23 protein-coding genes are annotated in these 27,000 nt (G+C 62.1%); 6 read left to right on the plus strand and 17 right to left on the minus strand.

Translation table 11 applies throughout. The features are described from left to right. Nucleotides 1–11: 11 nt before the first annotated feature. Genes ACJEIK_RS07305 through ACJEIK_RS07325 form a run of 5 tightly spaced genes read right to left on the minus strand, consistent with a single transcriptional unit; the run spans nucleotide 12 to nucleotide 9,556 of the window. Nucleotides 12–1,733 carry a hypothetical protein gene (locus ACJEIK_RS07305; RefSeq protein WP_293017724.1) on the minus strand — a complete coding sequence of 574 codons (1,722 nt, stop codon included), beginning with the start codon at nucleotides 1,731–1,733 and terminating at the stop codon, nucleotides 12–14. Continuing rightward, nucleotides 1,730–2,833 carry an AAA family ATPase gene (locus ACJEIK_RS07310; RefSeq protein ID WP_293017722.1) on the minus strand — a complete coding sequence of 368 codons (1,104 nt, stop codon included), beginning with the start codon at nucleotides 2,831–2,833 and terminating at the stop codon, nucleotides 1,730–1,732. The genes ACJEIK_RS07305 and ACJEIK_RS07310 overlap by 4 nt, the downstream gene beginning before the upstream one ends. Next, on the minus strand, nucleotides 2,830–4,704 hold the full coding sequence (drmB, locus tag ACJEIK_RS07315; RefSeq protein WP_293017720.1) for a DUF1998 domain-containing protein: 1,875 nt from the start codon (nucleotides 4,702–4,704) through the stop codon (nucleotides 2,830–2,832). The genes ACJEIK_RS07310 and drmB overlap by 4 nt, the downstream gene beginning before the upstream one ends. Beyond that, entirely contained in the window at nucleotides 4,704–7,940 is a 3,237-nt protein-coding gene (locus ACJEIK_RS07320) for a helicase-related protein (RefSeq protein ID WP_293017718.1), read from the minus strand. The genes drmB and ACJEIK_RS07320 overlap by 1 nt, the downstream gene beginning before the upstream one ends. Next, complete coding sequence (locus ACJEIK_RS07325) at nucleotides 7,937–9,556, minus strand: nuclease-related domain-containing DEAD/DEAH box helicase (RefSeq protein WP_293017740.1); 1,620 nt, start codon at nucleotides 9,554–9,556, stop codon at nucleotides 7,937–7,939. Before ACJEIK_RS07325 ends, ACJEIK_RS07320 begins: the two co-directional genes overlap by 4 nt. A 99-nt stretch (nucleotides 9,557–9,655) precedes the next feature. On the opposite strand from ACJEIK_RS07325, the gene ACJEIK_RS07330 reads away from it, so the two are divergent. Continuing rightward, nucleotides 9,656–10,795 (plus strand): RNA polymerase sigma factor RpoD/SigA, encoded by a 1,140-nt coding sequence (locus ACJEIK_RS07330; RefSeq protein WP_293017716.1) that lies wholly within the window; start codon nucleotides 9,656–9,658, stop codon nucleotides 10,793–10,795. Between the two features lie 107 nt (nucleotides 10,796–10,902). Here the strand turns inward: ACJEIK_RS07330 and ACJEIK_RS07335 are convergent, their stop codons facing one another. Then, a complete protein-coding gene (locus tag ACJEIK_RS07335; RefSeq protein ID WP_293017714.1) occupies nucleotides 10,903–11,499 on the minus strand; it encodes a hypothetical protein in 597 nt (198 codons plus the stop codon). A 323-nt stretch (nucleotides 11,500–11,822) separates the two neighbouring features. Here ACJEIK_RS07335 and ACJEIK_RS07340 point away from each other — a divergent pair, with 323 nt between their 5' ends. The 3 genes from ACJEIK_RS07340 to ACJEIK_RS07350 all read left to right on the plus strand — a co-directional run bounded on the left by ACJEIK_RS07340 (nucleotide 11,823) and on the right by ACJEIK_RS07350 (nucleotide 14,896). Continuing rightward, entirely contained in the window at nucleotides 11,823–12,377 is a 555-nt protein-coding gene (locus ACJEIK_RS07340; RefSeq protein WP_293017712.1) for a hypothetical protein, read from the plus strand. Nucleotides 12,378–12,576: 199 nt separating this feature from the next. Beyond that, entirely contained in the window at nucleotides 12,577–13,902 is a 1,326-nt protein-coding gene (locus tag ACJEIK_RS07345; RefSeq protein ID WP_409431254.1) for an RNase H family protein, read from the plus strand. A 40-nt stretch (nucleotides 13,903–13,942) separates the two neighbouring features. Beyond that, on the plus strand, nucleotides 13,943–14,896 hold the full coding sequence (locus ACJEIK_RS07350) for a metallophosphoesterase (RefSeq protein WP_409431255.1): 954 nt from the start codon (nucleotides 13,943–13,945) through the stop codon (nucleotides 14,894–14,896). A gap of 286 nt (nucleotides 14,897–15,182) precedes the next feature. Here the strand turns inward: ACJEIK_RS07350 and ACJEIK_RS07355 are convergent, their stop codons facing one another. The 3 genes from ACJEIK_RS07355 to ACJEIK_RS07365 form a co-directional block, all read right to left on the minus strand. After that, nucleotides 15,183–16,496, minus strand: coding sequence for an IS256 family transposase (locus ACJEIK_RS07355; RefSeq protein WP_052536990.1), 1,314 nt, complete (start codon nucleotides 16,494–16,496; stop codon nucleotides 15,183–15,185). Nucleotides 16,497–16,621: 125 nt separating this feature from the next. Then, the gene (locus ACJEIK_RS07360; protein WP_409431256.1) at nucleotides 16,622–17,017 is read right to left on the minus strand and encodes a hypothetical protein; all 396 of its coding nucleotides are present in this window, start codon (nucleotides 17,015–17,017) and stop codon (nucleotides 16,622–16,624) included. Between the two features lie 74 nt (nucleotides 17,018–17,091). Then, complete coding sequence (locus ACJEIK_RS07365; RefSeq protein WP_293021436.1) at nucleotides 17,092–17,790, minus strand: endonuclease/exonuclease/phosphatase family protein; 699 nt, start codon at nucleotides 17,788–17,790, stop codon at nucleotides 17,092–17,094. A 176-nt stretch (nucleotides 17,791–17,966) separates the two neighbouring features. On the opposite strand from ACJEIK_RS07365, the gene ACJEIK_RS07370 reads away from it, so the two are divergent. Continuing rightward, nucleotides 17,967–18,581, plus strand: a complete 615-nt coding sequence (locus ACJEIK_RS07370) for a DUF2510 domain-containing protein (RefSeq protein WP_293021438.1) — start codon at nucleotides 17,967–17,969, stop codon at nucleotides 18,579–18,581. 105 nt (nucleotides 18,582–18,686) lie between these two features. Further along, nucleotides 18,687–19,706, plus strand: coding sequence for a hypothetical protein (locus ACJEIK_RS07375; protein WP_409431257.1), 1,020 nt, complete (start codon nucleotides 18,687–18,689; stop codon nucleotides 19,704–19,706). Between the two features lie 201 nt (nucleotides 19,707–19,907). Here the strand turns inward: ACJEIK_RS07375 and ACJEIK_RS07380 are convergent, their stop codons facing one another. The 8 genes from ACJEIK_RS07380 to ACJEIK_RS07415 all read right to left on the minus strand — a co-directional run bounded on the left by ACJEIK_RS07380 (nucleotide 19,908) and on the right by ACJEIK_RS07415 (nucleotide 27,000). After that, complete coding sequence (locus ACJEIK_RS07380) at nucleotides 19,908–20,609, minus strand: SDR family oxidoreductase (protein ID WP_409431258.1); 702 nt, start codon at nucleotides 20,607–20,609, stop codon at nucleotides 19,908–19,910. Nucleotides 20,610–20,797: 188 nt separating this feature from the next. Continuing rightward, nucleotides 20,798–21,253, minus strand: coding sequence for a hypothetical protein (locus ACJEIK_RS07385; protein WP_409431259.1), 456 nt, complete (start codon nucleotides 21,251–21,253; stop codon nucleotides 20,798–20,800). Beyond that, nucleotides 21,243–22,328, minus strand: coding sequence for a hypothetical protein (locus ACJEIK_RS07390; protein WP_293021445.1), 1,086 nt, complete (start codon nucleotides 22,326–22,328; stop codon nucleotides 21,243–21,245). Before ACJEIK_RS07390 ends, ACJEIK_RS07385 begins: the two co-directional genes overlap by 11 nt. Nucleotides 22,329–22,384: 56 nt before the next feature. After that, complete coding sequence (locus ACJEIK_RS07395; protein ID WP_293021446.1) at nucleotides 22,385–22,648, minus strand: hypothetical protein; 264 nt, start codon at nucleotides 22,646–22,648, stop codon at nucleotides 22,385–22,387. A 13-nt stretch (nucleotides 22,649–22,661) separates the two neighbouring features. Continuing rightward, complete coding sequence (locus tag ACJEIK_RS07400) at nucleotides 22,662–23,186, minus strand: hypothetical protein (RefSeq protein WP_293021447.1); 525 nt, start codon at nucleotides 23,184–23,186, stop codon at nucleotides 22,662–22,664. A 7-nt stretch (nucleotides 23,187–23,193) separates the two neighbouring features. After that, nucleotides 23,194–24,015: a hypothetical protein gene (locus tag ACJEIK_RS07405; protein WP_293021449.1), complete on the minus strand. Its 822-nt coding sequence runs from the start codon at nucleotides 24,013–24,015 to the stop codon at nucleotides 23,194–23,196. Beyond that, complete coding sequence (locus ACJEIK_RS07410; RefSeq protein WP_409431260.1) at nucleotides 24,008–24,442, minus strand: hypothetical protein; 435 nt, start codon at nucleotides 24,440–24,442, stop codon at nucleotides 24,008–24,010. Before ACJEIK_RS07410 ends, ACJEIK_RS07405 begins: the two co-directional genes overlap by 8 nt. After that, the gene (locus tag ACJEIK_RS07415; RefSeq protein ID WP_409431261.1) at nucleotides 24,421–27,000 is read right to left on the minus strand and encodes a hypothetical protein; all 2,580 of its coding nucleotides are present in this window, start codon (nucleotides 26,998–27,000) and stop codon (nucleotides 24,421–24,423) included. Before ACJEIK_RS07415 ends, ACJEIK_RS07410 begins: the two co-directional genes overlap by 22 nt.

Genomic DNA, 27,000 nt, shown 5'->3' on the forward strand with positions numbered 1-27,000 from the left:
AATGTCCTAACTCAGGTGCTACCGTGCGCGTCTTCGTCTGTTTGGATAGCCGAACCGATTGCTCGAGTCAATCCATCGTTCGCGCGCAGCCGGTCCCCGCCAGTGACGCTGCGAAGTCGATCGAGGAACGCTGGCTCATCGACGAAGGTTTGCGCGACTATTGGTTCCGCCGAGGTGACGCTGATGAACGAATCATCTTGCGATACCTCGGCATCCGGGGGCAGCGGAATCCGGACGGTGACAGGCCATCCAAACCTGCGGGATATCGCGATCCGTGCGGCGGGTCGCGTTTCTGGAGCGATCTCTTGATAGAGGTCTTCCGGTCTGGGCACGAGCGGTGAGGATGAGAAAACCTCTACGCCGTCGAGCGTCAACACAGTCTTTGACGTATCCGCGACAAACTCCGCCTTGCCGAGCGTGCAGCCTTCATCTCCGGAAGCCACCTCAACCGCCCATGCCGCGGTGCGGTCGTCGAGCGCCACGCTCCTACTGGTCGTCGACTCTCTGGCGATGCCGCGCAGACAGCCGGCCATCAAGGCGGCGACCGATCGAGTCGTGGTATCGGCGCCCGTCTCCTCTTCTGGCCACGCGAGTAGCTGCTCGAGATCTGGTCGCAGCAGTACCATCAACAACGATTTTGCCGCGACGTAGGGACTGCCGGGACGAAATGGTTCGAACTCCCGATCGGCGTCGATTATTTTCCGGATGTGCACGAGGTTTCGGTCAAGGATGGCTTGAATAGCGGCGTCCGGATCGGCCCTCGTGAGTTCGCCACGAATGGCGTCGAGTACGGCGGTCGGACTCCACGACCGGGCTTGGTCTTGTAGCCCCAGCGTCCGATAAGCGGCCTGAAATGTCATCCGGTCAGCCCGCTGATCCGTTGTCTCCGAGGGAGATTCAAGATCAGTCCCGGTCAGCGCGGACCAGCTCAACCATGGCGGGAGTGCAGCTTCGCCAGCGGGATGGTCGGCGCCCAGTAGGCCTGCCGCCAGTGACAGTGCTTCGCCGCAATCTGCGGCCGCGAGGATTCCGCTGACCGCTCCACGAATCCGGTCGACTCGAGTCCAATCCGTCGTCGTGTCCATTGCAGGCGCCGCGACCTGAACGTCGCCGCGGGCTTCGGACTCGAACAAAGCCGGGCTGATCTGCAGGAGTTCGTCGTGTGGGTGGACATTGGCGTACGCCCGTGCGCGATGCTCGCGAAGTGCTCGCTTGTCCCGAAAATGTATTGCTTTCACGTCGGACAACGTGACCGCTGGCACGTATCTGACGGCATCGAGTGAGCCGGAGTCCTTCAACACCGACTCGGACAGTTCGATGACAACGGGCGCACCCGCTCCGCGTTCAGATGTGACGTGCTCGATGAGGTCAGCGGGCGGCCGCACGGTCAACAGCGGGACCCATCCTGGACAGAGGGCCAATAGATCCGTGTAGTACTTCTCGTAGGATTCGCGCGGCGCGATCATTCGCGAGCTCAGGATACCGTTGAGATTCATCCTGTTGGTCAGGTAGAAAGCCGGCTGGGACACAGAATCGGCTGCCGCCGGTTCCTGCGCTGCCTCGACATCTGTTGTCGGCCCTGCTGACTCGCGCCGAACTTCGGGAGCGGTGGATGCCGACGCAGTTTCAGCACGGCCTAGCGACGGTATCGGTTGATCGTGGTTGTCAGTCGCGGGCGAGCTGGTATCGCCGGACAGGATGGTGTCCAGACCCGACTGACCGTCTTCTCTCACTTCGCCTGCACCAAACCTTCCAGATCACTCACGATGCCTGGTACTGAGGCAGATTCGGACCACGACAAATGCAACTCGTCTCGCGCCCGGGACATCACGACATAGAACGTCATCCGTGTTGACGCCGAGCTCGGATCCATCTTCATCTGCTGCAGTTCCGGCACAAACAATGTGTCGAATTCAAGTCCCTTCAATGACTTGTAGTGCACGAGCGTCACCGCTGGCAAGGTGAAATCGAGCGCCCTGTGGATAGATTTGGACCCGCCGATATACATCTGGACCAGCATTGGGAGCTTTCGCGCAGTCAATCTGTTGAACAACTTCTTCTGGATGACTTGGTTCGGGCAGGCGATCCCGATAGTGCGGTTCGTTCGTCCCTTCGCGTAGCGAGCGACGAAGTCGACGAACTCATTGACGTCTGTGTACCGCCGCAACGTCGGCTTATCGCCATGGCGCTCAGGCGGTTCCGGGACGCCGGTCGGAGCGCCTGAGTAGTACCTTGCCGCGACCGCTGCGATCTCTGCGGTGTTTCGGTAATTACGCCGGAGCTGTAAGTGCTCCGATGCGCCGATCGCGGCCTCGATCTCACGCAACGTCGTGTTGTGCTCGTGGAGTTGTTGGTTCTCGTCGGCGAACACGGTGACATTGGTTGCGACCATGGGCGCTAGTCGGAAGAAATCCAGTGAGAGATCCTGGCCCTCGTCGATGATCAGATCGCTGAGGCTCTTGCGGTCGGGAGGGGCCCCAATGAACTGCAATGCGATTGTCGCCCAGTCATGCTCGTACGAGCCGCTGGCCAGGGTGGGAGGGTTGGTCAGATAGTGGGTGCGCCAGAAATTCCAGAACCACTTGTGGAACGTCGTGACGAGGCCCGCTACATCGACCTCGTTCGCGGCCTGCTCGGTGTACTGCTGAAGGACGTTGCTGTACATCAGCACAGCTGGCTCGCGATCGTCGAATGACATCACTTGCGCCCGGTACAGTGCCATTACCGACTTGCCCGTTCCGGGTGGGCCGCTTACCAGGTAGCTACCGTCGAGATCGAGGTTGTAGATGAGATCCTGTTCTTTCGAGAGGTCCTCGAACGCAGGAAGTTTCACGCGATTCCCCTGACGCTCTCGCCCGCCTGTGCGATGGCGGCATCCAGCACGGGCGTGAAGAACCCAGGCACCTCGTCATTGCCGATCACCATGACGCGGTCCAGGAGGTAGTTGCCGGATTCGCAGCTGGTTTCAGCGACCAAAGTGCATGCGTGGCAGGCCGCGAAGTTCAGACTCGCGAACGTAGAGGCGAGATTTTCGCTGCACAGCGGGTCGGACGAGCACCACATGGCGTCCTGCAGTGCTTCGAGGATGGTCGTTTTGAGCGCCGGAGGTTCTCCCTGTCGGACGAGTCCTCCGAGGGTGCCCTCTGAGTCTCCGGCTGCCGTGTAGATCAGGACGCCGGCTTGCTTCGAGGTCCCGTCGAATGCAAGGCTGCTGCGTGCATATACCCGTTCGCGTAAACTTGTTGCAGCATAGCCTGATTCGAAGGCCAAACGGCGAATTAACATGTGGGCGAAGGTGTGCAGGAGCACGTAGCGCGGCGTGAGGATCGGACCAGTTCGCTCGCGAAGCCGAGCCGCCATGAACGACGCATCCAGTCGTTTCTCCAGCTGAGTAATGCGCGCCTGGACTTCGTCTGATTCCTCCCACACGGTGAGGCGGCTTTCGTCGAGTGATAGAAATATCCCCTCACCGCGAACATCGATGGCGGGCAGCCAGTTCACTGTGTGGTGAAGTGCGGCCTTCACTAATGTGTCTCGACTGCCCGGTGTGACCCGGTGGAAGCCCTCCAGCGCGCGCACTTCACGTAGACGATCTGCCAGCACCGCCTTGTCTATGCGGTCCGTCAGCAGTGACGTGGTCTTGTCCACTTCTCCGCTTCCGGAAGTCAACCCCACGTGCCGTGTGCGGAAATGTGGATCCTCGTGGTTTTCCATCGGCGTCAGGAACGCCGCCCATTCCTCGCTGAGGAGATCGCCGGGCGTGGCCTCCACTGCAGTGCCCCTGCCCGCCTCGCGCTCCAACTCGTCCCGCGCCAGCGCTTTGACGTATTCCTCGCTCACCGAATGGATGCGGGCCAACGTCTCAAGAGTTGACTTGAACATCGGGGAGTCCTCGGTCGTGGTCAGTAGGGCGCGAAACCATATGTCCGCCTTGACGGCCAGAGCTGTCTGGCTGTCAGCGTCAGCGCGCGAAGGGTTCGGAATCTCGATCGATGAGTGCACCAGTGGGAAGTAGACGTTGCTAGCGCCACGCTGGACCGCGAGCGGAATCTCGTCGCAGTTAGTGCGGTCATCGAAACGCTGCCAGGGTTGCCGACCACTGCACGAGACATGGATCGATTTCAGCGACCCTTTCGAAGTGATCCCCATCAGGCTTCGTCGGCTCTTGCAGCTGTGGCAATGCACCTGGAGGGTGTCCAGGCCGCCTGCGCCCTGGCCGGGCAGCGTTTCAAAGAACAGGTTGTCCTTCTGGCACTGTCCCGCTTCAGGACTCGGATTCTTGGAGTGGGCCCAGCGTCGCCAATCGATGTCGTCCATATGCCCTTTGGGGCATATCTGAATCCAACGCATCGGAACAAGCTGTTTACGGCCGGCGCAGCTGCCGCAGGTGGGGGGTTTGCCCTCCTGCTCGAGCGCGCGTGTCCAACGCGTCATGCGGCGACAGTGCTGGCAGAAAAGCCAAGTGGGGAAGCGCGCATAGGGCACGCCAGCAGTCGACGGTGCCCAGGCATTGCTGTCGACTGCGGGCGCGGCGCGGAACTGTGCAACACCGAGCGCGGCAGCGAGTCGTTCACTCTGGATCGTTTCGCCGCGGGCACCCCAGCGGAAGATGTCACACCCGACGAGTGACTCTCCCTTGATGTCAAAGATCGCACCAACGCCGAACGGGACGATCGTCTGAGATTGCCTTATCTTGCGCTGCATTACTTACCCGATCTCCCTGATGCGCCGTGGGCGATATCGATCAACGACTCCATGTCGACGTTCCGCATGGAGCCCAGAGTTGGCCATGCGTCGCCCCTCGCGTTGAACTGTTTGATGAGATTGACCTGCCCCTTGCCGTTAGACCGGTAATAGAGGAGCTTGTCTTCATCGGCGGCGCGCTTTGCGCGGTCCAGCCAGTCTTCTATGAAGCGGTCGAGGTAATTCTGTGCGCCGACCCGTTCCCGTGGCTCGACACGGTCGACGACGTCGACCAGCGCCTCGGCCAGTTCGCGGACGGCCGCAATGCGGTCGACAATTTCTCCTGCACGTCCGTCCGTATCCAATCCCAGTCGATGTCGCACCAAGATCACCAGTGCGGCATGAAGGGCGCGGTCGCGCGAGGGGGGTGAGTAGGGCGTCACGCTGGTTGGCTCGACGTGCCGGTATAACGCTGAGTGGTAGGCGCGGAAGTTCTCGTAGTGTGAGCGGTCGCGAGGCTTGGTCGAACGAAACAGCCCGAACACCAACCCGGGTGCGGAGGAGCGCCCGACGCGGCTGGTGGCTTGAATGTATTCCGCGGTGGCTTTGGGTTGGCCGTTCATCAGCATGAGACCGAGGCGGGGGACGTCGACACCGACGGACAGCATGTTCGTCGTCGCCAGGAAGTCGACCGAATATCGGTCCGAGCATGGCAGATTCAATCGCTCGAGCAGTCGTGGCTGCTGAGCACGAGGAACCGACGAGGACAATTCCTCTACGTCGTACTCGCGCTTTGGTCGACCGGAAATGAGCGCGCCAAGCCGTGCGTGAATGTCATCGCGGGCAATCGTCACGGTACGGCCGAGCTCGCGTAATGAGCTGTGGTAGGCGACTACTGTCCAGTACGCGTCGAGGGCTTCTTCGCTGAGGCCCAGATCGATCGGCGCCTGCAACAGTGCAGCGCCGGTGTGCACCACGGCTGTGTCCGATGTATGGCCCTGCGCCATTAGTCCGACGTAGAGACGCCCAGGACGTACGGTGTCTACGCGGGCGAAGTACGAGTCGTCGGCGTCGATTCCCGATGGGGGGAATAGATCGACAGATCTTCCAAAAAGGCCCTGGATCTGGGCGGTTGCCCGCCGGATAGTTGCAGTCGACGCAATGACTTTCGGTGGCCCGGCGGCTTCACAAAGCAGGTTGATGGCCGCTTCGTACAGACCGACGGTGGTGCCGAGGGGACCGGTCAACAGATGCAATTCGTCCTGAATTATGAGCGTTGGCGGCAGCTTGCCTGCGGAGCGGCCGAATAGTTTGCCAGATTCGGGTACCCACGCTAGCTGGGCAAACTTATCCACGGTGCCGAGCAGGAATGAAGGCGGGCTGTCGTAGAGCGCATCATCGATGACACGCACCGGCAGCTCCTGGTGGAACTCGCAACTTTCTGACGTGCAGAAGAACGCGAAAGACCGGTCCGTTACACGGATTCCGTAGTCTGCGTTGTCCTCGCTGTATTCACGGGGAACGATCTCGGTTCCACACCAAGGACAACGCTCCAGAAGGAATCTGTCATCGGTTTCCCTTGCGTCGCGAAGCTCATCAAAGCGTTCCCGCGCATTCAGGTAGCGGTTGGGTGTCGTCGCCTCACCTACCCACAGTCCCACTGATATCGGCTCATCGCCGAGCACGTCAGTTGCCTTGCGCCGCAGATGTTCACACGCAACGATGGTCGACGCGGTGCGCTGGAACTGCTGGGCCGTGAGTAGCGACAACGTGTAACGGCTCAGTACCGCTGTGCCTGTGCCCCGAGTGCCCTCCAGCAGACGTCTTCGGAAGATCTCGAAGGCGGCGACCAACAGGTAGGCTTCAGTTTTTCCACCGCCGGTCGGGAACCAGATGAGGTCGACAACGTCGCGGTCCTCATGGGTGGCGTCCACCAGCCCACGCAGTGTCGTCAGGAAGAACCCCAGCTGGAATGGATGCCATTGAGCGCCGGGCGAGTAGCTGGTGGGAACGGAAGGTGCGGCGCTTCGCGGACGGCGGGTGCCTGCGAGATCCGCTTTGCTGTGCCGCATCTGAATGAGCATCGCGAGGTTAGCCAAGCGGAAGGCGTCGATGATCTTCACTCGATCAGGATGCTCAGCGAATACCGCAATACCGCCGCGCATGCGGCGAAGTGCGCGATCGAGTCGGTCGACGATCGGACCGACTGCCGGCACGTATCGCGCGTCAAGTGTCGAACCTTTGTCCCGCACTGCGCGTATCCACGATTCATACGGGTCGATGAAGGCGTTGAGCTCGCGGACAAGGTCGTCGGTCGAGATCTTGTCGTCAGCTAACCAGGCGATATCCAGCGCCTGCACTTTCTCGCCCTCAGCGCTGACCCGAGGTACGACGTAGGACGGCATCACTTCGGTGCGGACAACGTGGACTGCACCCTGCTCGTCGTTCCACTCCGGTGAACAGCCGTGGCCAATGGCATATACGCGGGCGTTGCGATGTACCAGCCGGAGCTCTTGTTCTTCGGGATCGTGAGAGGCCATCGCCAGCGTCGGATACTCGAGCACCTCGCCTTGGCCCGCGACCGTCACATCAAATGAGACCTGTAAAAGCATGTCGTCCCATGCGCGTTCGGGATGTTCGTCATCGCTGGTTCGCCCGTTGACCAGCGTGACTGTTACCAAGTTGCCGTGGGGATACCGACGCCAGCGTGTGTGTATCTCGGCTCGTTTGTCCCAGATCGGCTTCGGCTGCGCGCCGGTCTCCGTGATCGAGATCGTTACATCCGGCAGTTGAGTACGTCGCCAGACCCTTCTCGATCCTGCAGACCTCTTGCGGGGGTCGTCGTCGTGCGCCTCTGTCGGGCCGCCGTCGCCGGCTTCTGTTGTCATCAGGAGGTCCTGTGCGGCACGGCCGCTGAGGGTTTCGTACCACGCCGCGCGGGCTGTCACCGCCAGCTCGCTGGCGGTGGTGAAGAAAGACAGTCCCTGCGACGCGGGGAGGAAGTCATTCGCCGCTGAGACGGGATCGTCGCTGAATCGAGCCTCGTCGCCACCTGTCGTTCCGGCGGAGTCCTCGGCGGCCTCGCCCTCGTCCTCAATGTAGCCCGCGAACGAGACTTGGCGCGGAAAGAGAATGCCCATTAGGTAGCGACGATTTGGTGGGTCGAAGAGGATCTCGTCCTGGCTGCCGAATGGCCCGACGAGTTGCCGCCGTACATAGGCAACGAAGTCGGAACGGGTTGCACTCAATGTTGTCACGAGCGTGCCTTGCCGAGCGACTCCAGCGCGGGCAGCGCGTGTGTCTGGTAGAGCTCTGTCATACGGGCGCTGATCGGCGGGTTGGTTGCAATCCACAGCCCCGCACGTGGCCGGCTCAGCATCACGTACAGAAGATCGAGGTCGCGGTCAGACTCCAGGGAATCGATATCGATCGCGCATACGAACCGGTTCTCGAGTCCCTTGATGTTCACCGCGGAGGCCCATGTAAGGCTTGAGCCCGGCCAATTCGCAGCCAATTCCTCGTCGAGCCTTCGCAATGTGCCCCTCCGTACTGCTCGTAATTCCTTGGCTGCACTGGTGTCCCAGTCGCCCCGCATTGACACGATAGTTACATGGCCTGCTGACACTTCCTGGTCGCGCAGCATGCGTAAGTGCGATTCGAGCGCAGCAGTCTCAGCTTCCCTATCGGCAACAACCGCGTACTGGACCTGCGGACCTGCGCCTGCTGCGGCGACTCCTGTGTCGGCACCGGTCAGGGCTCGTGTTTGGAAGACGATCTCGCGCGTGTTGCGGCAGTTTGTGCGCAGATTGGCTGGCACGGGTGAGAACGACTGGATGTACTGCAAGGCTTCGGGATCGAAGTCGCCGTACAGATGTGCTTGACGGTTCTTATCCATGAACATCACCCAGCGACCGGCACTCCAGCCACCCCGGACGGCAGTCTCGAGTTGTCCGAGTGCATCGAAGGTCATCAGATCCTGTGCCTCGTCAACGATCAGCACATCGAAGCTGCCGGCTGAGGAGACCTCGGGCATCGTGCACACCGTGACCCCGGTGCCCACGAGCAAACTTCTAACGAAGGAGGCCAGGATAGGGCTCCGGCAGGTGAATGCGACCGACCTCCCGTCGAGTGCCTGGCGCCGTGCGATCTCGGAGGCGAGGAACGTCTTGCCTGTTCCGGCACCGCCGCTGCAAAGAACGCGAGGCGCTTCACCGATCAGGTCGAGCCGTGAGAATTGCTCATCCGTGAGTTGAACGTATGTAGTTTCGAGTTCACTGGCACGGGCATCGAGTAAAGGGGAGTGGTCGAAGCTCGGGCGGAGGTCCCTCAAGAGTCTGGCGTGGAGTTCCTTTGATATCGGCCGTTTTTGAGGTTGGCGCGCTGTCCAGTAATTGACTGCCTCTCGGAGCGCTTTGCCGAAATCTCGGCGGAACTGTCCGCGACCGCAATAGGTCGGCGCATCCCACGTGAAACTGCTGGTCGCGAGGTCGACATCAGTTGTGACAACGAGAGTGCCAAACGCGATATCGGCCGCTTCTCTGCCAATGCGTTGCTCCAGCCTTTCACTCAGTGCATACATGCCCGACTTCGCCTGCTCGAACGGGCCCTCGCGGTCTTGTCGGTGGTGCCCGCTACGGTCGCTGTATGTCCACAGCCCGCTGTTGCAGGAGACACTCGCCCCCTTGACTTCGATAACCAACACCATTTGCTCTAGTACGAGCACGAAATCCAGTTCCGAGGTCAGCTTGTATTTGTGCGTCGGCAGGTTGAGCGAGTGCAACGCTGTGCCAGCGATGTCGGTCGCTGACAGCGCTTCGAACACTCGCCGCTCTGACGACGTCGCGGCGCCCGCGGCGAGTTCGGCCGGAATCATCTTCAATGTTCTGCCCCCAGATTTTCAGTCGTCTGTAATCCTGCACGAATGGGACCGTGATTTGGTGCAGGTTCGGAACGTTTCGGGAGGTTGGACTCAATGGCGGTAGCAGTCCGCGAACGGGTTCTGGATCGTCTGCGGCCATTCATTCGCGATCAGGTGGTCCGCCGATCTCGACTTGAACGTGTCCTAGGAACATTTGACGTGCCGGCAGATGAGGTGCGACCCGTCGTCGAGCAGGTGCTGATCGATGCTGGTATTGCGATCGAAGAGGACACGCAAAAAACTGGCGAGGGATCGGGCGAAGCGACCCCGCCGCGCGATCTGCGACCTGTCAATCGTCGGACTGCGGTAGCTGCGGCCCGTCGGCGGCTTGCGCAGGATCGGGCGACCAAGAACCACGGTAAGGTGTTGCTGCGGGCTGAGGAAGAAGTCGGCTTGGCGATGTTGATTCGAGGCAAACGCGGGCGGCCACTCGACCAAGGTGATTTCGGCAAGCTGACTGGAGAAGCACGAGCCGCTGCCGACTGCCTCCTTTTGCACAATCAGGGACTGGTGTGGTTGGTCGCAAGGCGGTTCGCACCGCCGGGGATGTCGCAAGAAGACTTGTTTCAGCACGGTGTGCTAGGACTTATCCGTGCCGTCGAATTGTTTGACCCGACACGCGGGAACAAATTCTCTACTTACGCCATGAACTGGGTGCGGCAGTCGATTTCTCGGGGGATCGCGAACGAGTCACGCATGATTCGGCTTCCCGTTCACATGGTCGAGCGTGTGAACAAAGTTTGGACGAAGCGCGAAAGTTTGACTGTTGCCGGGGTGCCGCCTAATAGTCACCAACTCGCTGCTGCCTGCGGACTCAGTGTCGAAGAGGTGTTGGAATGCATCGCGATCGGACCGAATTACATCCTTTCGCTCGATACTCCAGTAGGCGCCGAAGGCGAATCTACGCTCGGTGATCTGCTGGATCTAAGTGATCCGGATCTGTCGCCAGATCACGAACTCGGCGTGGAGCTGATGAAAGCGGCGATTAGCTCGGTGCTTGAACTGCTGGATGATCGGGAGGCAGGTGTGATCTCACTCCGTTTTGGCATCGCCGATGGTGAGCCGAAGACGCTTGAGGAGATCGGCGTGGTGTACAAGGTCACGCGTGAACGTATCCGGCAGATCGAGAAGAAGGTCATGGCCAAACTTCGCCACCCACAGATCATCCAGCAGTTGCGACCCTATCTGGATTAGCCGGTTGCCTATAGCGCATTCGCCATCCTTCGTGCAGAAGGAAGCGGCAAAGGCTGGGGCGTTCAGGTACGTAGATCAGCATTCACATACGTAGTGCGCCCCAGTGCCTACTGCGAATTAAGTGCATTGTTCGCAACGTTGTCCAACGCCGTCGTAATGGCCTCCATGGCTTCCTCCCTGTGTCCTCTTACAAAGACGCCGAGCAGCGCATCTCGGGCATTGTCCGGTATCCAAAAACCGTATTCGGTGTCGTAGCCTGGGGAAAAGTTCTCATTTCTTGCGAAGAAGTAGCCGCCGTCAGGGCTGGGCGATTGGTATGGGTAAGTCTTCCGGGCTTCATCGACTTCGTGCGGAGAAGCGCCTTCCGAAACGTGGGCAAAGCACTTTTGCAAGTATTCACCATCGAGCGCGTAGAGGAGTCCCTCGCCTGTCACTCCCCACGCTGGCGCTGCGTACTCCAGCGCCTTTTCAGGTTCGGAATCGCAGTAGATCACGGCGTCGGTCGGATCCTTGTCGACTCCGTTGATTAGGACAGCGCTGAGCTTGTCAATCGGCACGCCACGATATGCAATCCACGTCCTGTCCGTTGCGGCAACCAAACCATCGAGCGGAGAGAAGACAGCCGTAAGAACGTCGTTGGCTGCATCGGCATTACGCTTCAGGAACGATGCATCGTCGTCCTCGATTAGGTGCCAGATTGGCACTGGGGTTGTCTGGACGAGGTGGCATGGCATGCGCAGGAAAGTACCACTGGCCTCGGATGTTTCAATCTATAGACTCGCTTTGTCCGCAGGGCCGTTCGAGGTCTTCCAGGGGCAGCGTGGCAGGTGACGCTTCGCATGCAGCACACCGCCCGTAGGTCCGGCAGAATCGTTTGGCTAGGTTGTCTTACCCAGGTAGGTCGGTCATGTGCGCGACCCTCTTGTCTGACTTTCTGGCATTCCGCGAGGCTGCACTGAGGGATACGGTGACACCCGCCTGTGGGGTCAGAGCTAGATTTGGGACGAGTGCCAACCAAGGAGTGAATATGCCCTACGACAGCGACGGCGGATTCGTGTCTATGCAAGGCGCACTCGACGCATGGGAACCGATCGCGGTCGCAGTCCTGACGGAAACGGCGAAGAAGTACAACGGATTCGTCACCTATACCGAGCTGTCCAATGCGGTCCAAACTCGTTCGGGGATTGGGCACAAGGGCTTGCTGACGAATTGGATCGGCGGTCTGCTGCAACGTGTCATCTACCACTGCCGTGACAATGACCTTCCGCATCTCAGCTCGCTATGCGTCACCGCCGACGGCACAGTAGGAAGCGGTTACAGCAACGTTCCCCTTATTCTGGGTGACGAGGAGTCGATGACCCTCGACCAACTCGACGATCACGCCGCCAGGACGCGACTTGAGTGTTACCGCTACTTCGGTGCGGAGCTGCCACCAGGCGGGGGCGAGCCGACGCTCACGCCCAAAGCGAAGTCGGCGCGGGAATGGAAACGGGCGCAGACCAAGACGGAAGTAACACTGAGGTTCTGCCCTGTGCACTCAATCGCTCTGCCGGTCACGGGTGTATGCGACGAATGCAACTGACGCTTGTGTGTCTTCGCGATACGCCGGTGCTGTTGTTGTGTGAGACGGATACGCGCTGGCGTGCACAACGTATCGGTGCCCCCCGACATCTGAGGCGGCTTCGTCTGCCATCGCGGACGAAACCGAACTTGTCGGTGGTGCCTGTCAATCTGTAGGGCTCGCAGGAAGCGGGCGTTTCTTCAGAAGGACGGGGAGCCCGATGACCATCTACTTGAACTGTGCTCGCGTCGTACTCGCCGCGGGCGCCTTGGCGCTCGCCGGGCTCTCGGTACCGGCACCGGCCCACGCCGACCAGTACGACTTCGTCGTGTATCTGGACAACAATGGCGTGTACTACTCGTCGGTCTCCGGGGTCATCGACGCAGGCAAGATGACCTGCCGCATCTTGCGTTCTGGTGGTGGCGTCCCCGCGGCGATGGGCTTCCTGGGGCGAGCCGGCTACCATCATCGTCGCCGCTGTCGACGATATGTGCCCGGACACGCAGCCCGTGATCGATGCCTTCCTGAACCAGACTGCGGGCGGCAAAGGCGTGCCGGCATGACGGTCGACCACCTCGATTCGCGGTGCGAATCCGAGACTCCGCGGCCGCGTCCGCGGCCCCGGCGCGTTGACCTCGCGTTCGCGCAGCCACGGCCGGTTGAGTCGATCGTGATCGATGTGGCGGAATCGCACCTGGGCTACTGCTACGTCGCAGTCAGCGTACAGAGATCATGGTCAGGTGTCGTTGCCGCACCGAACGCCGAGGTCGCGGTGCTGAATGCAATCGATGAAATCTGCGCCGGGCGTCCCGAGCACCGGCGCATCCGGTTCTTTCCCTGCGTTGGTAGCGGAAGCCCGCTGTGGCATTACGCGGCCCAGATCTTCACCGCGACAACGGATTGGTGGATCGAGCGTCCAATTCGGGAAGACCGATCACTAGTTGCAAGCGCGGCAGAGCAGTTGGAGCGTGTCAGTCTGTCACTGCCGCCACTTCCCGTGGACCGCGGACCCACCACCGTCGCTACCGATGGCTCGATACGGTGCCGGCACGCTGGCTTCGCTTGGCTGGCGTCCTCAGGCGAGCACGGCCTCGCGGCGTTCGCTGTCTCATCCAAGCGAGTGGGCACCAACCCCGTGCTGATGGCCGAGCTGTGCGCGATCGGTAGTGCGGTGTGCGGCCATCCGTGTCATCGACTGTCGGTGCTGTCTAACAGCCGACCCGCGGTGGCGATGGTGAATCGCTGGAAATGTGGAGATTTCGTCCTCCCTGCGGAGTATCCGGCGGCGGAGCCCACGTCCGATCGGAGCTTGATCGCGATGCAACGTCGGATTCACGCCGAACGGAGCCGGATCACGCTGCGGTGGATACCCGGGCATTGCGGAGAGCCCTTGAACGAGGGCGCTGATGCGCTGGCACGCCTGGCGTCACGCCATCGACGAGGTGATCGAGATTTGAACGATGACGAGTACCGCCGCCGTGCTGCAGGGATCGCCAAGGGCTTCCCGGCGGCATACCGACGGGCTGACCAGTCAGGGAAACCCTGATGGTGGGCCGTCCGCACGGACGAGGTGCGATGATCAGGCTGTGACCGGCTACGACATCATCGGCGATATCCACGGCTGTGCCGATCCGCTGGAGTCGTTGCTCGATGCCATGGGCTATCGCTACACGGACGGCGCGTTCCGGCATCCGAGCCGTCAAGCGGTGTTCGTGGGTGACTTGGTCGACCGTGGACCGCAGCAGCTGCGCGTCCTGGAGACAGTCAAAGCCATGGTCGATGCCGGCAGTGCGCAGATCACCATGGGTAACCATGAGTTCAACGCGATCTGTTACGGCATCCCACGTGCTGACGGTGACTACCTGCGTCGGCACTCCGACAAGAACGCCCACCAGCACCGCGCCTTCTTGGATCAGTTGTCTGCTGAGCAGCAGCGGTACTACCTGGACTGGTTCCGCACCATTCCGCTGTGGCTGGACCTCGGTGGTGTGCGGGTCGTGCATGCCTGCTGGCATGAGCCCGCGATGAAAGTCCTTGAGCAAGAATTGGGTTCGAATATGTTCAGCAGCGATGAGCAGTTCGCCGCGGCGTCGACCAAAGGGCATCCGCTGTACGACGCGGTCGAGACTCTCATCAAGGGACCGGAGTTGAGTCTGGCCGATCACGGCCAGCTGCCGTACCTGGACAAGGACGGTCACGAGCGCGAACAGGCACGCCTGCGATGGTGGAGCACCGGCTCGACACTGAATGAGTTGGCCGAGATGACAAGTACTTTCACCACGCCAGACGGAACGCCGTATCCCGAGCTACCGGCACTGTCAGTTGCCAATGACGACCATGTCTACCGAGGCGATGTGCCGGTCGTGTACGGCCACTACTGGCGGACGGGTACGCCGGTGCACGGCCTCGATTGGACCGACCGAACGGCCTGTGTGGACTTCAGTGCGGTCAAGGGTGGCGCTCTGACCGCGTACCGGTGGTCGGGCGAATCGACTGTGCGGGTTGAGAATTACGTCCAGACTAGTTCTGGGGAAATCTGATCCGGCGGTCGTTAAGTCCAATGGGCGATGACAGCTTCGGATGAATTGCCCGTCGCTGGGCAATCCAACGCTCGCGGGTCGAGGTTCAGCGGAATAGCGATGGCACCTGTGTCGCGCTACTCACGTTGGCAGGGCTGTCTTGCGGGAGCTCTCTCCGCGGGCTGACAACTCGATGAACGGTGCGTCTCGGTCAGCTCGCCGCGTGAGACTTCTAACTGCAGCTGGAGCACACGCCGGTCAACGACAATTGCATGAGGAATTGTCAATACCTGTGGATCGGCTTGTTTCAGGCGACCTCCGTTCCAGTTGATTCGGTCGGTGCCGAGTCCGCCGACGGGGTGATGTCGGTGGGTCGCTCGAGCAGTTTGCCTTTGTGGAAGATCGCGCCGGCCCGGACCAGAGCGACCAGGTGCGGTGCGTTGACGGCTCGCCAGCGGGCTTGCGCGGCGTCGATCAGCTTGTAAGCCATGGCCATTCCGGCGACGCGTGAACCCGGCCCCTTGGTCACCTTGGTCCTCAAACGTACCGTGGCAAACGTTGATTCGATCGGGTTGGTAGTGCGCAGATGGACCCAGTGCTCGGCCGGGTACTTATAGAACTCCAGCAGCACATCGGCGTCATCGACGATCTTGGCGACCGCCTTGGGGTACTTGGCGCCGTAGTCCACCTCGAACGCCTTGATCGCCACCTGCGCGTGGTCGATATCCTCGGCGTTGTAGATCTCCCGCATCGCCGCGATCGCCCCCGGATGAGCCGACTTTGGCAGGCAGGCAAGAACATTGGCCTGCTTGTGAAACCAGCACCGCTGCTCGCCGGTGGCCGGGAACACCTCACGCACGGCCTTCCAGAACCCCAGGGCCCCATCGCCGACGGCCAGCACCGGTGCGGTCATCCCGCGACGTCGGCACGACCGCAACAGATCAGCCCACGACTCGGCCGACTCCCGGTACCCGTCGGTGAGCGCGACCAGCTCCTTGCGGCCGTCAGCGCGCACACCGATCATCACCAGCAAACAGAGCTTCTCCTGCTCCAGGCGCACCTTGAGATGGATGCCGTCGACCCACAGGTAGACGTAGTCGGTGCCCGACAGATCACGGGCCTCGAAGGCCTTGGCCTCGTCCTGCCACTGCGTGGTGAGTCGGGTGATCGTCGTGGCCGACAAGCCGGCACCCGAGCCCAGGAACTGCTCCAACGCCGGACCGAAATCACTGGTCGACAAGCCATGCAGATACAGCAACGGCAACACCTCGGTCATCTGCGGCGACTTGCGCACCCACGCCGGCAGGATCGCCGAGGAAAACCGTTGCCGCTCACCAGTGTCCGGGTCAACACGTTTGTCATTGACCCGCGGCGCGGTCACACTCACCGCGCCCGCCGCGGTGAGCACCTCGCGCTCGCGGTGATAGCCATTGCGCACCACCAGCCGGTGCCCGTTCTCATCAAGCTCACCGGCATGAGCCTCGATGTAGGCGGCGACCTCAGCCCGCAACGCTGCGGCCAGCATCTGGCGGGCACCGTCGCGGACAATCTCATCGAGCAACGACCGCGACGAGCCAGCATCCTCGTTGGATGAATCCGCATCGTGAACTACCGTGAGCATGGGCGTACCTTCCCGAACCAGCGCGCCAACGCCGGCTCTTGATCAGACCTTCGACATTCAGATCATCCTCGGGAAGGTGCGCCCTTTCCTACGCCGCCTCGCCGAGGCTCATCCACAGGTTCTGATCATTGCTCCAATTGCATACCGCATTCGCAGAATGCTGCCGCGCGCCGGACGTCTCGGCTGCGCTCTCCGCCAACGCGGGCATCGTTCACCGGATGCAGCACGTACCAAGTGCCTTTCCTAGTGCTACTTTCGCCACGACCCATTTCGCCACCAGCGACGCCGATGACCTCGTCCTCGGAGGAGAATCCATTGGTGGCGCCGTAGTAGATGTGCAGGTCTCTCAAACCGTTGCCTCGCGTGGCGACGACGTACGGTTTCCCTGGTTGGTCGACGACACGATAGCTTTCTACGCCCGCTGCGCTGGTGATTTGTCGAATGAACTCATGATTCGCCGCAGGTATTCGTGCCTGCGACAGCGCTGCGACCAGTGATTCCGATGCTGGGTTCGGGGTCATGAGAACCTCGCCTTCCGTCTTGATAGTTGTTGTCGCCGAATGCAAGTGTTCTGCTCACGCGCTCATCGATGATGTCACCACAACGACGCGACCAATCCCGAATGGTCGCTCTCGCCTGAGATCCTCGGAGCGTGGTCGAACTCGCACGAGCCGACTTGCTGAGCGAGTTCGGATGCGGCGAATATGTAGTCGAGCCGAAAGCCATTGCCGCCGGGTCGGCTGTACCACGAGTACTCGCGAGTTTTGGGATGCAGCGACCGCCACATGTCCGTGTATCCACATGCCACCAGGCGACCCGGCATTTCGGGGGCGATGAACTTGGTGCCCTTCGGATCTTTGTCGAGGTCGTTGTCGCCCGTATTGAAGTCTCCGATGAGTAGTCCGATGCCACCGCGGCGCGCGCCTGCGATCAGCGCTTCCCAGTAGGGGAGCTTGGCACTGCGTTGCGGCATGTAAACCGCGCAGACGGCCATGCCGTCGATTTCGGCGCACCACAGGTGATTCGCGCCGAGCTGCTCACTGAACGGCCATGAACGGGCGATAGCACGCCGTGACGCGACTAGCACGCTGTTTTGTTTCGGATCAGTGTCGGGGTGGGATGTGGCGTATCCGGAGGCATCAAGGCGAGTGCAGAGTTGGAGGCCCACTTCGTTAGAGCGAAATTCCGTGATTACCAGGACGTCTGCGTCGTATCCGAGCAATCGCGTGGCGACCGCTTCGCCTGATTTCCGACCGCCATGACGGATGTTCAAGGTGGCGATGGTGGTGGTCATGAGAAACCTTCCCACTCAGCGTGGAATCTCCAGCGAGCCGCTCAGTATGAACGAGGGGACCGACAAGCCGGTTCGAATTCAGCCCGGATGAGAGGGCTCCAGGTCGAGCTACGCCGCTTGTCGGTGGTCGGTGTCATTCTGTTCGGCTTGCTTGAAATGCGCCGAGAGGAACCGACATGCCGAACAACTACCCGACCCCCGCGCCGGGTTGGTACCAAGACCCGAGCGGCCAGCCCGGCCAGCGCTATCACGACGGCCGACGCTGGACTGAACACTTCGTGCCCACCGCGCCCTCCGCGCCGGCACCCGCGGTCGCTGTCGCAGTATCAACCGGCGGCGGACCCAACCACGCGCTGCACGCCATCCTGGCCTTCCTGTCTTGTGGCCTGTGGCTGCCGGTCTGGATCCTGGTCGCGATCTTCGGTGGTAGTTCGTCATCGGTCGCTATTGCGTACGGAGGTAATGGTCTTGGCGCCATGGCCCGGACCCGCAGACGTTCCGGCGTCGGCGTGGCAGCCATCTTCGGCGCGCTGTTCCTGCTTGGGCTGGCTCATGAGCATCCGTGGCTGTACGTCGTGCTGATCGCCTTCGCGGTGCTTTCCGTGTTCGCTGCCTGGACGCTCAAGTCGGCCCAGGCGCGCGAAGCTGAGCTGCGCCGGGAACAGTTCGAGCGCGACATGCTCGCCAACCGCGCGGACCGCGAGGACCGGTTCTATGTCCAGGGCGATCCGCGCGGCACCTACGGCGGCTATATGCCTCCCGAGTTCCCGAAGGACAACGGAAATGCATGACATGCAACGTGATTGCACTTTTCGCCGCCGCTGTGTGGTCGGTGAGCTGAGGTGAAGAGTTCTCCAGTCGCAGGTCACGTCAATGTGTTGTGCAACGATGGCCGCATGCCGTCCACCAACTGGTTTGAGCGTCTAACCGGCTTCACTGAGGCCGACTACGAAAGCACTCGTTCGCGTCTGAGTGTCGCCGGCAACCACCTCGTCTCCTCGGTGAATGGCGCGAGGTACTGCATCGGGACACTGCGGACTCCGACCTTGGCGGAGTTGCGAGCGACGATCACCATTCCGGACCGCAGTCGTACCACCGTCACGTGCACGGTCGGCGATGTCGGCGCGATGCACGGAGAACCGGAGTTCGAGGGCGCGCTGTTCCAGGTCGCCTCGCAGTTCAATCTGCTGGAGATGACGCATTACACCGTCACTCCCGAGGGCGGCGTCGCCCGCTACGCCCACGATCACACGCAAGGCCCCGCGTGTGCGATCGCGGCCGGCGCTGGGACCATCTACCGGAATTACTTCGCTCCCGTGAACGGAGTGCCCGGGCAGACCGCGGATCGTCAGCTGAACATGCTTGAGCGAGTTGGGCTTTTGCTGTCCACGCACCTCGGGCGGCCCATCTCGTCGTTGTGGCGGATGGAGAATGGTTACGCGTTGTGCACAGCCGATGGGCTGGCGGCGATCAGCGACTACCTCGCCGCAGCATCTTCTCAGGCTCGTGACTCCTTGGCGGGTGAGCTGGCGATCGGTCTGCACCTTGGCGTGGAGGTCACAGGGGCCGAGCGGCTCCCGCGACGGGCCGTGTCGCAGGCGTACTGCTCGGCGTTGCCTGTCGCCTATTCCGATGTGCCGCAACAGTACTGGGAGGCATTCGCTCGCCTGGCCCTGGAGTCTGCCTATGAAGCAACCCTGCTGGCGGCTGTCGAATCAGCGGCCAACGGTGGGTCGAACATCGTTCTGCTCACGCGGTTGGGTGGGGGAGTGTTCGGCAACGACGACGAGTGGATCGACACCGCCATCCTCAGAGCGCTGAAGATCGTGGAGCCCGCGGGCCTCGACGTACGGCTGGTGAGCTACGGCAGTGTCCACCCGAATATGCGTGCCATCGCCGATCATTGGGCCAGGTAGCCCGTCCGCTGATGAACGCCCTTGCGGCGTCGAGGTCCAGCAAGTCACCCTCCACCTCTTCGGCCCGCGCGCGGAGGGCTTGCCGGCGCGGTGGACGGCAGCCGTCACTCGATGTCCGGTGTTGAGCAGACTGTCGATACCGCCGTCGCCCCGGCCATTCCGGTTCCAACAGCGATGAGAACCGGCGGCAAGGCACGCCGTTCACCTCGACCGGGTGAAGGCCAGGTTCTCGACCGGCCCAGACAGTGCCGCCTTGACCTGAACCGATAGATCATCGACCAGCACCTCGGCCGCGCCGGCTTCCAAGCCGTCGATGATGCGTCGGGCAACCTCGGCCGGAGCCAGCTTGGGTGCGTTGATGCCCTCGGTCATATCGGTGTCGATGTACCCGACATGCACCCCGACCACTTGGGTGTGCTGCGGCTGCAACTCCTGGCGCAGAGAATTGGTGATCGACCAGATTGCGGCCTTCGAGGCGCCATAGGCGCCGGCACCGCCCAGCCAAGACAACACCGAGTGCACATTGACCAGGGCACCCCCGCCATTGGCCGCGAGGATCGGCGCGAAGGCGCGGCTCACCCGCAAGGGCCCAAAGACGTTGGTGTCGAAGGTGTCGGTGATGTCATCCCAGCTGCCGGTCAGCAGATCATCCAGATGGGAGACCCCGGCATTGTTGATCACGATGTCGACGTCACCGGCAATATCCGCCAGTGCTGCAACCGAATCCGCCGAACCGACCTCGAGGCCGTACGTGACCACCTCAGGGCGGTTGTCCTCAAAGACCGTTCGCGCGGTCGAGTAGACCTTGCGCGCTCCGCGGGCCAACACCTCGTCGACCAGGGCTGCGCCCAGGCCCCGTCGGCCACCCGTTACCAGAACCACCTTGCCAGCTACGTCGGTCATGTCGCGTTCCCCTCAGCCTGAATAACGATGTCGTTACTGAGATAGAACCACTCGCATTGCCGAATGTGACCGCTAGTCGTCTGTGGCGTTCGTGACAGGGGAACTTGGGAATGGGGACGTGGCGTGCGGTGTCGGGGCGGTGCCGCTTGCGGTGGGGGGAGTACGGCGCGGTGGCGCGCCAAGCGTCGCTAAGCGCGCGGCGTCGAGAATCTGCCAGGGGAGTGGATCGTCGCTGGCGGTCGCTGGAGTGCGGCCGATACTTGTGCGCTGACGACTCGCTGGAGCTCCGGCAAGTCTGCGGGTAGACCCGGGGCGGTTCCCGTCTCGGTGAGGAGGACGACGTCATTGGCAATCCCGGGTACCGCGACAGAACCGACGGGGACCAGGAGCGTGGCGGGGAGCAACGCGACTTCCATTTGATCGGGATACCGCGACAGCGGCCCGATGAATCGTCCGGTGACGGTCACGATGGCGACGACGCGTTCCGCCGTAAAATTCTCGGTGGCCACGCGCGGGTCAGCGGACGTTGGCATAACCTGGGACAAAGTGATCGCCGATGTCGCAGGTGCACCCGACAGGCCTCGATAGGTAATGCCCGGTGTTGCGGGCAATTTGGCAAGGGTTTCGGCGATGTCAGCCGGCATGCTGGCCTCCTTCAGATGGTTTCGCGGTCGCGTCCCGGCTGAAGCCTGAAGGCTCCAGTGTGGACGGTGCCGGTGAGCTCCCGGGGCGGTGTTCCTCTGGCATTCCGTCGAAGAGCCGGGATTCCAACTCGTCGTATGTCAGAGGAAGCAAACGGTTTTCTGGCTGGATGCCGCCGGCGCGCAAGATGAAGTACCTGCTGGGGTCTGTGATCAGCTCGTACTTCGACACGTACTCCGCCCTCGGCGTCCAGCGCACCCGAGCGTCTAATCCGCTGGCTTCCCAAGCCCACGCGATGGGATCCAGTCGGCAGTTCATCCGAAGAGTTTCGCCGAGGTTCCAGATGATGTACTTCGACACGTCGTCGGCATCGATGAAGAATCCAGCCGAAGCCTCGAGCGGACTGTTCCGCCGCTCGGTCGTCGCGGTCAGCACGTAGTACCCACCATCGGCAGGGTCCACGATGTACGACGTCCAGCCCGGCAGCGGGTACCCACGCCGTAGATGCAGACGGCCCGCCTCCCACCTCGGCTCATCGTGCGCAGGTTGGCCGGCCGAGCCATAGATACGACGCCAGCGCTGCCATCGGCTGATCAGTTTGTCCAGGTGTGGGTCGGCCGAAGGCGTGGTGCCCGCGACATCCGTGCCGCGCGTGCCAGCAATCGGATGCACTGCTCTGGATGAGACATGCTGGCGGAGTTCATATTCCAGCGCTTCGTGGCTTAGTAGGAGAATGTGAGACAGCGATACCGCGTCGGATGCGTCCATCCACCCGCGGTCGGTTGGTTCGCCGTCGACAGTCAAGCTGACTCGGCCGGGAGCCATCTCGGGGTCGGGTTTCGACAACGAGACTCGCGGGTGGAGGCCGCGGCGGTACCACGAGAATGGCGGCGACGAGGGGGATAGGCCGCCTTGATGGTTGAGGAACGACAGGCATTTCTCGGCATCAGCGAGCTGCCTGAACATCCAGTAGCGAACGCGATTGCCGCGTTCCTCAGCTTCGATGTAGAAGACCTTGTCTTCCGGCACAAGGAAATACCGCGGTTCGCCACTGCGGTTGGCTGTGTCTTCAATCATCGTGCGGCCAAGTCAACGACCAGCCGATGAGGCAGAGGGGGATTTCGTTGCTCGCATCAGACTGGCGTCCCTCGGTTGGTGCCAGGTTTCAGGATCAACAGATCGTCGTACTGATGCTGCCGGCAGGCTTCGACAAACTCGATCGCGGCGCTCCTGTCGGACAGAAACTCATCAAACTGCTCAGGTGAAATCACGTAGTACTCTTCGTAACCCACCAGCCCGTTGCTGACGGGGATCGCGACGTAATGTCTTCCGGATTCGAGCTCGGTAGCGATCGAGTAGCGATCTTCTCGCGAGACGAACACATCGCTGAATCTCATGTCATCCTCCGGCCTAGCGCTTGTCCTGGCGCCCGGAGGCATCATCGGCGCGCTCGTCGGCGATCGCGGTGTCCGAGAACTCGGGTTGTTCGCGCAGACTCCAGCCCGACGGAACTGAGTGGGTTTCGTAGTAGTGCTGGAACAGTGCGATGGCTTCGGCGGCAGTGAGCACTTCTGAGGGCCGCACCAGATATGTGTTGTCGCCGTTCTGAATTGGCTCGGTTTCGGCTGAGTCACCGGCACCGCCGGGTCGACCGGTCGTGTACAGGCGGTGCACGCCGTCGGCGTCGTGCTGCTTGACCTCGACCGTGAGACGGTCGGGTGCGATGCCAGTGGCCTGAATCCACTCGTGCGAATAGGGGAATTCGTCGTACGGGACTTCGGGATCCACTGGGTAGATCGAGTAGTAGGTGTACTTGCCGTCTCCGAGGCGATTGATGCCCGCCGCGATTTGAACGGGGATCTCTTCGGTGAACTCGCTCATGCGCATCTTGGCCCTGTTGGACTCAAGGATGTGCGTCGCCTGTTCGAGTCTCATTCACCGCCTACTTGTCCGCGCTCGAGACCCACTGGTTCTCCACACCCTGCACGTTTGTCAATCGACGGGCGTCGACCACAGCCTCGAACACTCCGGCCTCAACCAGTCCGGCACCGACTCGCTGGGCATCGGCAGGGTCATCACTGAGCAACAACACTTCGGCGGTGTCGCCGGCGCGGCGCAGTATGCGCACGGGGATGCCGTCGACCTGGGCCGTGTAAACCCGTTCGAACACTTCGCATTCCGACAACGGCACGGTGGCGGACCACGCTCCGGGACGAACTTGGTCGAAACCCGCTGGGCCATTCTCGGTAAGCGCGGTCAACAACACGGTCTCCGCAGTGGCGTCGGCGAAGAACTCCCGGCCCTGCCATCGCGCCAGCGTGCCCACCACCGGGCTCGGCGGCCGCCAGCGTTTGGCGCCCACCCAGCCGCGGCCCGCCCCCGCGTAGTGCGACAAGCACTTCTGCTCACCATCGGAGCGGATCCGCCAGTACTCGGCCCCGTACGAGAACCGGGTGCGGCTCATACGCCAGACCGGCGCTAGTGAGCCGCCGAGAAGAAAACCATGGGGAAAGTCGCGCCAGGGACGCTCCGAGTCACTCGGCTTGGTGAACGTCGCCAGCCGTGGTTGCTCAAATCGGACCACATCGGCGAAATCGGGAGCAGCGTCAACGCCATACGCCGCCAACAGTTCTGTCGGCGTCCTGAGACCGACTACCGCTGATGCCTCGGTGACATACCCGCCAACTTGGTCGAGTCCGTTCTCTACGATGGCGCTTGCCATAGGGGTGGCAAGGAGTTTCTGCAGCACCAGCTGCTCAGGCACGACGTGTCTCCTCTGCCCGAATGTCCTGCAACCGGTCAGGATCGACCAGCCCGGTCCATCCTGTGTGCTGGTCGCCCTCGAGTCCGATCTCACGGGCGATGTTTGGCGGGCCAACGAACTCCACCCCGATCCTGCCGTCCCGCAGCCGGCGCCTGAGGTACACGGTGTGTCCCGCGAGGGTTGCGCTGACGTTGACCTGAATGACGCCATCGAGAACTGACCTGGGGACCTTGGCCCACGGGTCGTAGTGGCCCGGTTCGGCAGGTGCTTCACCGCGCGCGAACGCGTCGGGTAACTCGACCTCGGGGCCTACATTCAACGCGACCCAGTCGGTGCCACTGAACAAGATTCGAAAGCGCTGCCCGCGGTACTCCGCTACAGCGCCGGTCACCGGTATCTCAGCCATCAGTTCCCCTGCGGGATCCATTCTTTGTCCTTGAGCACGGCCACCAGACGCTGGGTTCCGTCATCGAGGACCTCCCACATCTCGGCGCCGTCTCGCATCGTCACATTCTTGGCGTAGTACTCAGGAATGACATCGTCACCGGACTTGGTGAACCCGTTGCCGGTGAATGGATCATCCCATCCGTCGTAGGCGTTAGTACCGCCCATATCCGTGTTCCGCGGCACTTCGTAGGAACCGGGGGCGTCCGGGTCCGCTTGGAACCGGATGATGTGAGTCCCCGGATCCTCCGGGGTGTACGGAGAGTCGGTGTAGTCCAGACGCAAGCCGTCGTGGATTTGTTGGGGCGTCCCGAGATGAGCCGTGTCGTCGGCCATCGACACCGAACCACCCACTTGGTCGACGTTGAGCCAGGGTTGGTGCCCCATGATGTAGTCATCCGCTCGGCTCGGGACAAAGCCTTTCGTCTCATCGAAGTATCCCGGCGGAATCACCTTCTGCATCACGGTGTCGTCGGTCGGGTGGGGCAGAGCGTCGCGCACGTCGTTGACCAGATCGCGCTCGGCGGGAGTGAGGGCATCGGTAGGCGTGTTGATGAGGTCGATCATGTCGCTCTTGCTGACGCCGTGGTCAGTCATCGCATCGAGCACCCGCTGGTTGTCGCCGAGCTGTTCCGGCGCGAATGACGTTGTGTGCGAACTGTCGTCCATCATCGAGTAGACACGTCCGTCGCCCGGATCGACGTGACCGCCGGGGGCGTGGGGTGTGGCGTCATTCGGACCGGAGAAATGCGTTGAGTCGCCGGGCGCATGGACCGGCGCGGCTGGTTCGTGCGTAGTTGGCGCGGGCTCGTGGGTCGCGGGTGCGGGAGAGTGTTCGGACGGTCCCGCGGGCGGTTCGTGCGATGCTGAACTGCTTGGTGCGGTGTGCGTTTCGGCTTCGGGAGCGCCCGAGTGCGGCTCGGCCGTGTGCGGCACCGGAGGTTCGGTGTGTGGCGCGGGCGCAGGTTCCGGCTTCGGTGCGGGAACTGCTTCCGGCTTCGGCGCCGGAACCTCAACGGGCGCCTTGCCTGCGGCACTGGTCCCCTGCGCGGCCTCCGGCACGCCGACCTTGTCGAGATTGCTGCTGATCTTCCCGGCCTGGCCGGCGACTTCCTCGGCAGCGCTGGCCGCACCGACCTTCGACGCGGCCGTACCGGCATCGCGCGCAACGGTCCCGCCGGCCCGAGCCTCTGCCGCACCGACGCGCGCCGCGCCACCGGCAGCGTCGGCCGCGGGTGCCGCTTCGCCGGCGCCAGGCAGGAAGAACGTCGCGACTTGTGCTGTGTCGTAACCCAATCCACGGAAGGGATGGCCGTTCTTGAAGTCGTCGTAGTCGATCATCGACTTGCCGAGAGTCGTCAAGTCCTTCCGAATGCCAGGATCTGACAACGCCAACGGCGCTGTCAGTGGATTGGCCATCAGCGCGACCTCACCGAGTGCCTTGCCGGTCCCCTCCCAGGCCTTGGCCGCCCCTTCGGGGTCGTAGAGGAAGCGGGTCGGATCAAGCTGCTCGAGCCCGTTGGCCGTCTGCGCGACGAACTTGAACGCGCCCTCGTCGAAGTCGACGATCGCATTGAACGTCGAGCCGAGCGCACCGCCGACCTCCTGGCCGAACACCGCGACGAACTCCTTGTCCGCCCACTTCTCGAGCTTGTCCGTCAACGCGTCGAGGTCCTGCATGCCCTGGGTGAACATCTGCTGCGTCGCATCGGCTTCGCGCTTGATGTTGCCCAGAACCGCCTTGATGTCGTCGGCGATCTGCTTGATCTTGTCGAGGGGATTGTGGCCCTCGAACATGCCGCCGATCGTGCTGAGGATGCCGCTCGGACTCAACTGATGAAGCAGGTCGCGGATCTTGTTCTGTGTGTTCTCGACAGTGGTTGCAAACGAATCGATTTGGCCGGCCAGCTTCTGTGCCTGCGTGTTGATGTCGGTGAGGCCGCCGCTGATGTCGTTGGCGGCCTTTTGCATCTGCGGCGCGTCGGGAATCTGGAATCCGCCCAACGTTGTTCCCGCGGCGGTCATCGGACCCGACCCGCCGCTCATCGACGCGCCGAAGGTGCGCCAGGCGGCCGCGGTCGCACGCATCTGTGCGGGATCGCCGTCGGGCCACAAGTCGCCGACGAACGCTTCGACCAGACTCCATCCCAGCGGCTCGGCGATATCGCCGCCGAACACTGACGGCGCACTGGGCGTCGGATACTTCGGGGGTTCAGTGGGTTTGGTTACCGGCGACTCGCCGCCGCCGACAGTGGAGTGCGCGTTGGCGGTGCCGTAGTTGAACGCCGACATCTGGATGCCGAAGCCGGTCCGGTGTGACGCATTCACGGCCGATGCAGCCGACTGCAGCAACGAGTTGGCGGCGTTCATGTAGCTGCGGGAGAAGACCAATGCGGCCGCATCGTGGCCGAAGCCGGCTTCGTGGCCGGACAGTGCGCCGGAGAGCGTCGTGACCGCGCCGGAGATGCTGTTCGCCTCAGCGCCGACCGACGCTCCCGCCGAGTTGAGCGCCGTCGGATCGACGGTGATCGGGCCGGTCAC

Origin of the sequence: Mycobacterium sp. SMC-16, from assembly GCF_046250085.1 — a bacterium.
Classification (GTDB): domain Bacteria; phylum Actinomycetota; class Actinomycetes; order Mycobacteriales; family Mycobacteriaceae; genus Mycobacterium; species Mycobacterium phocaicum.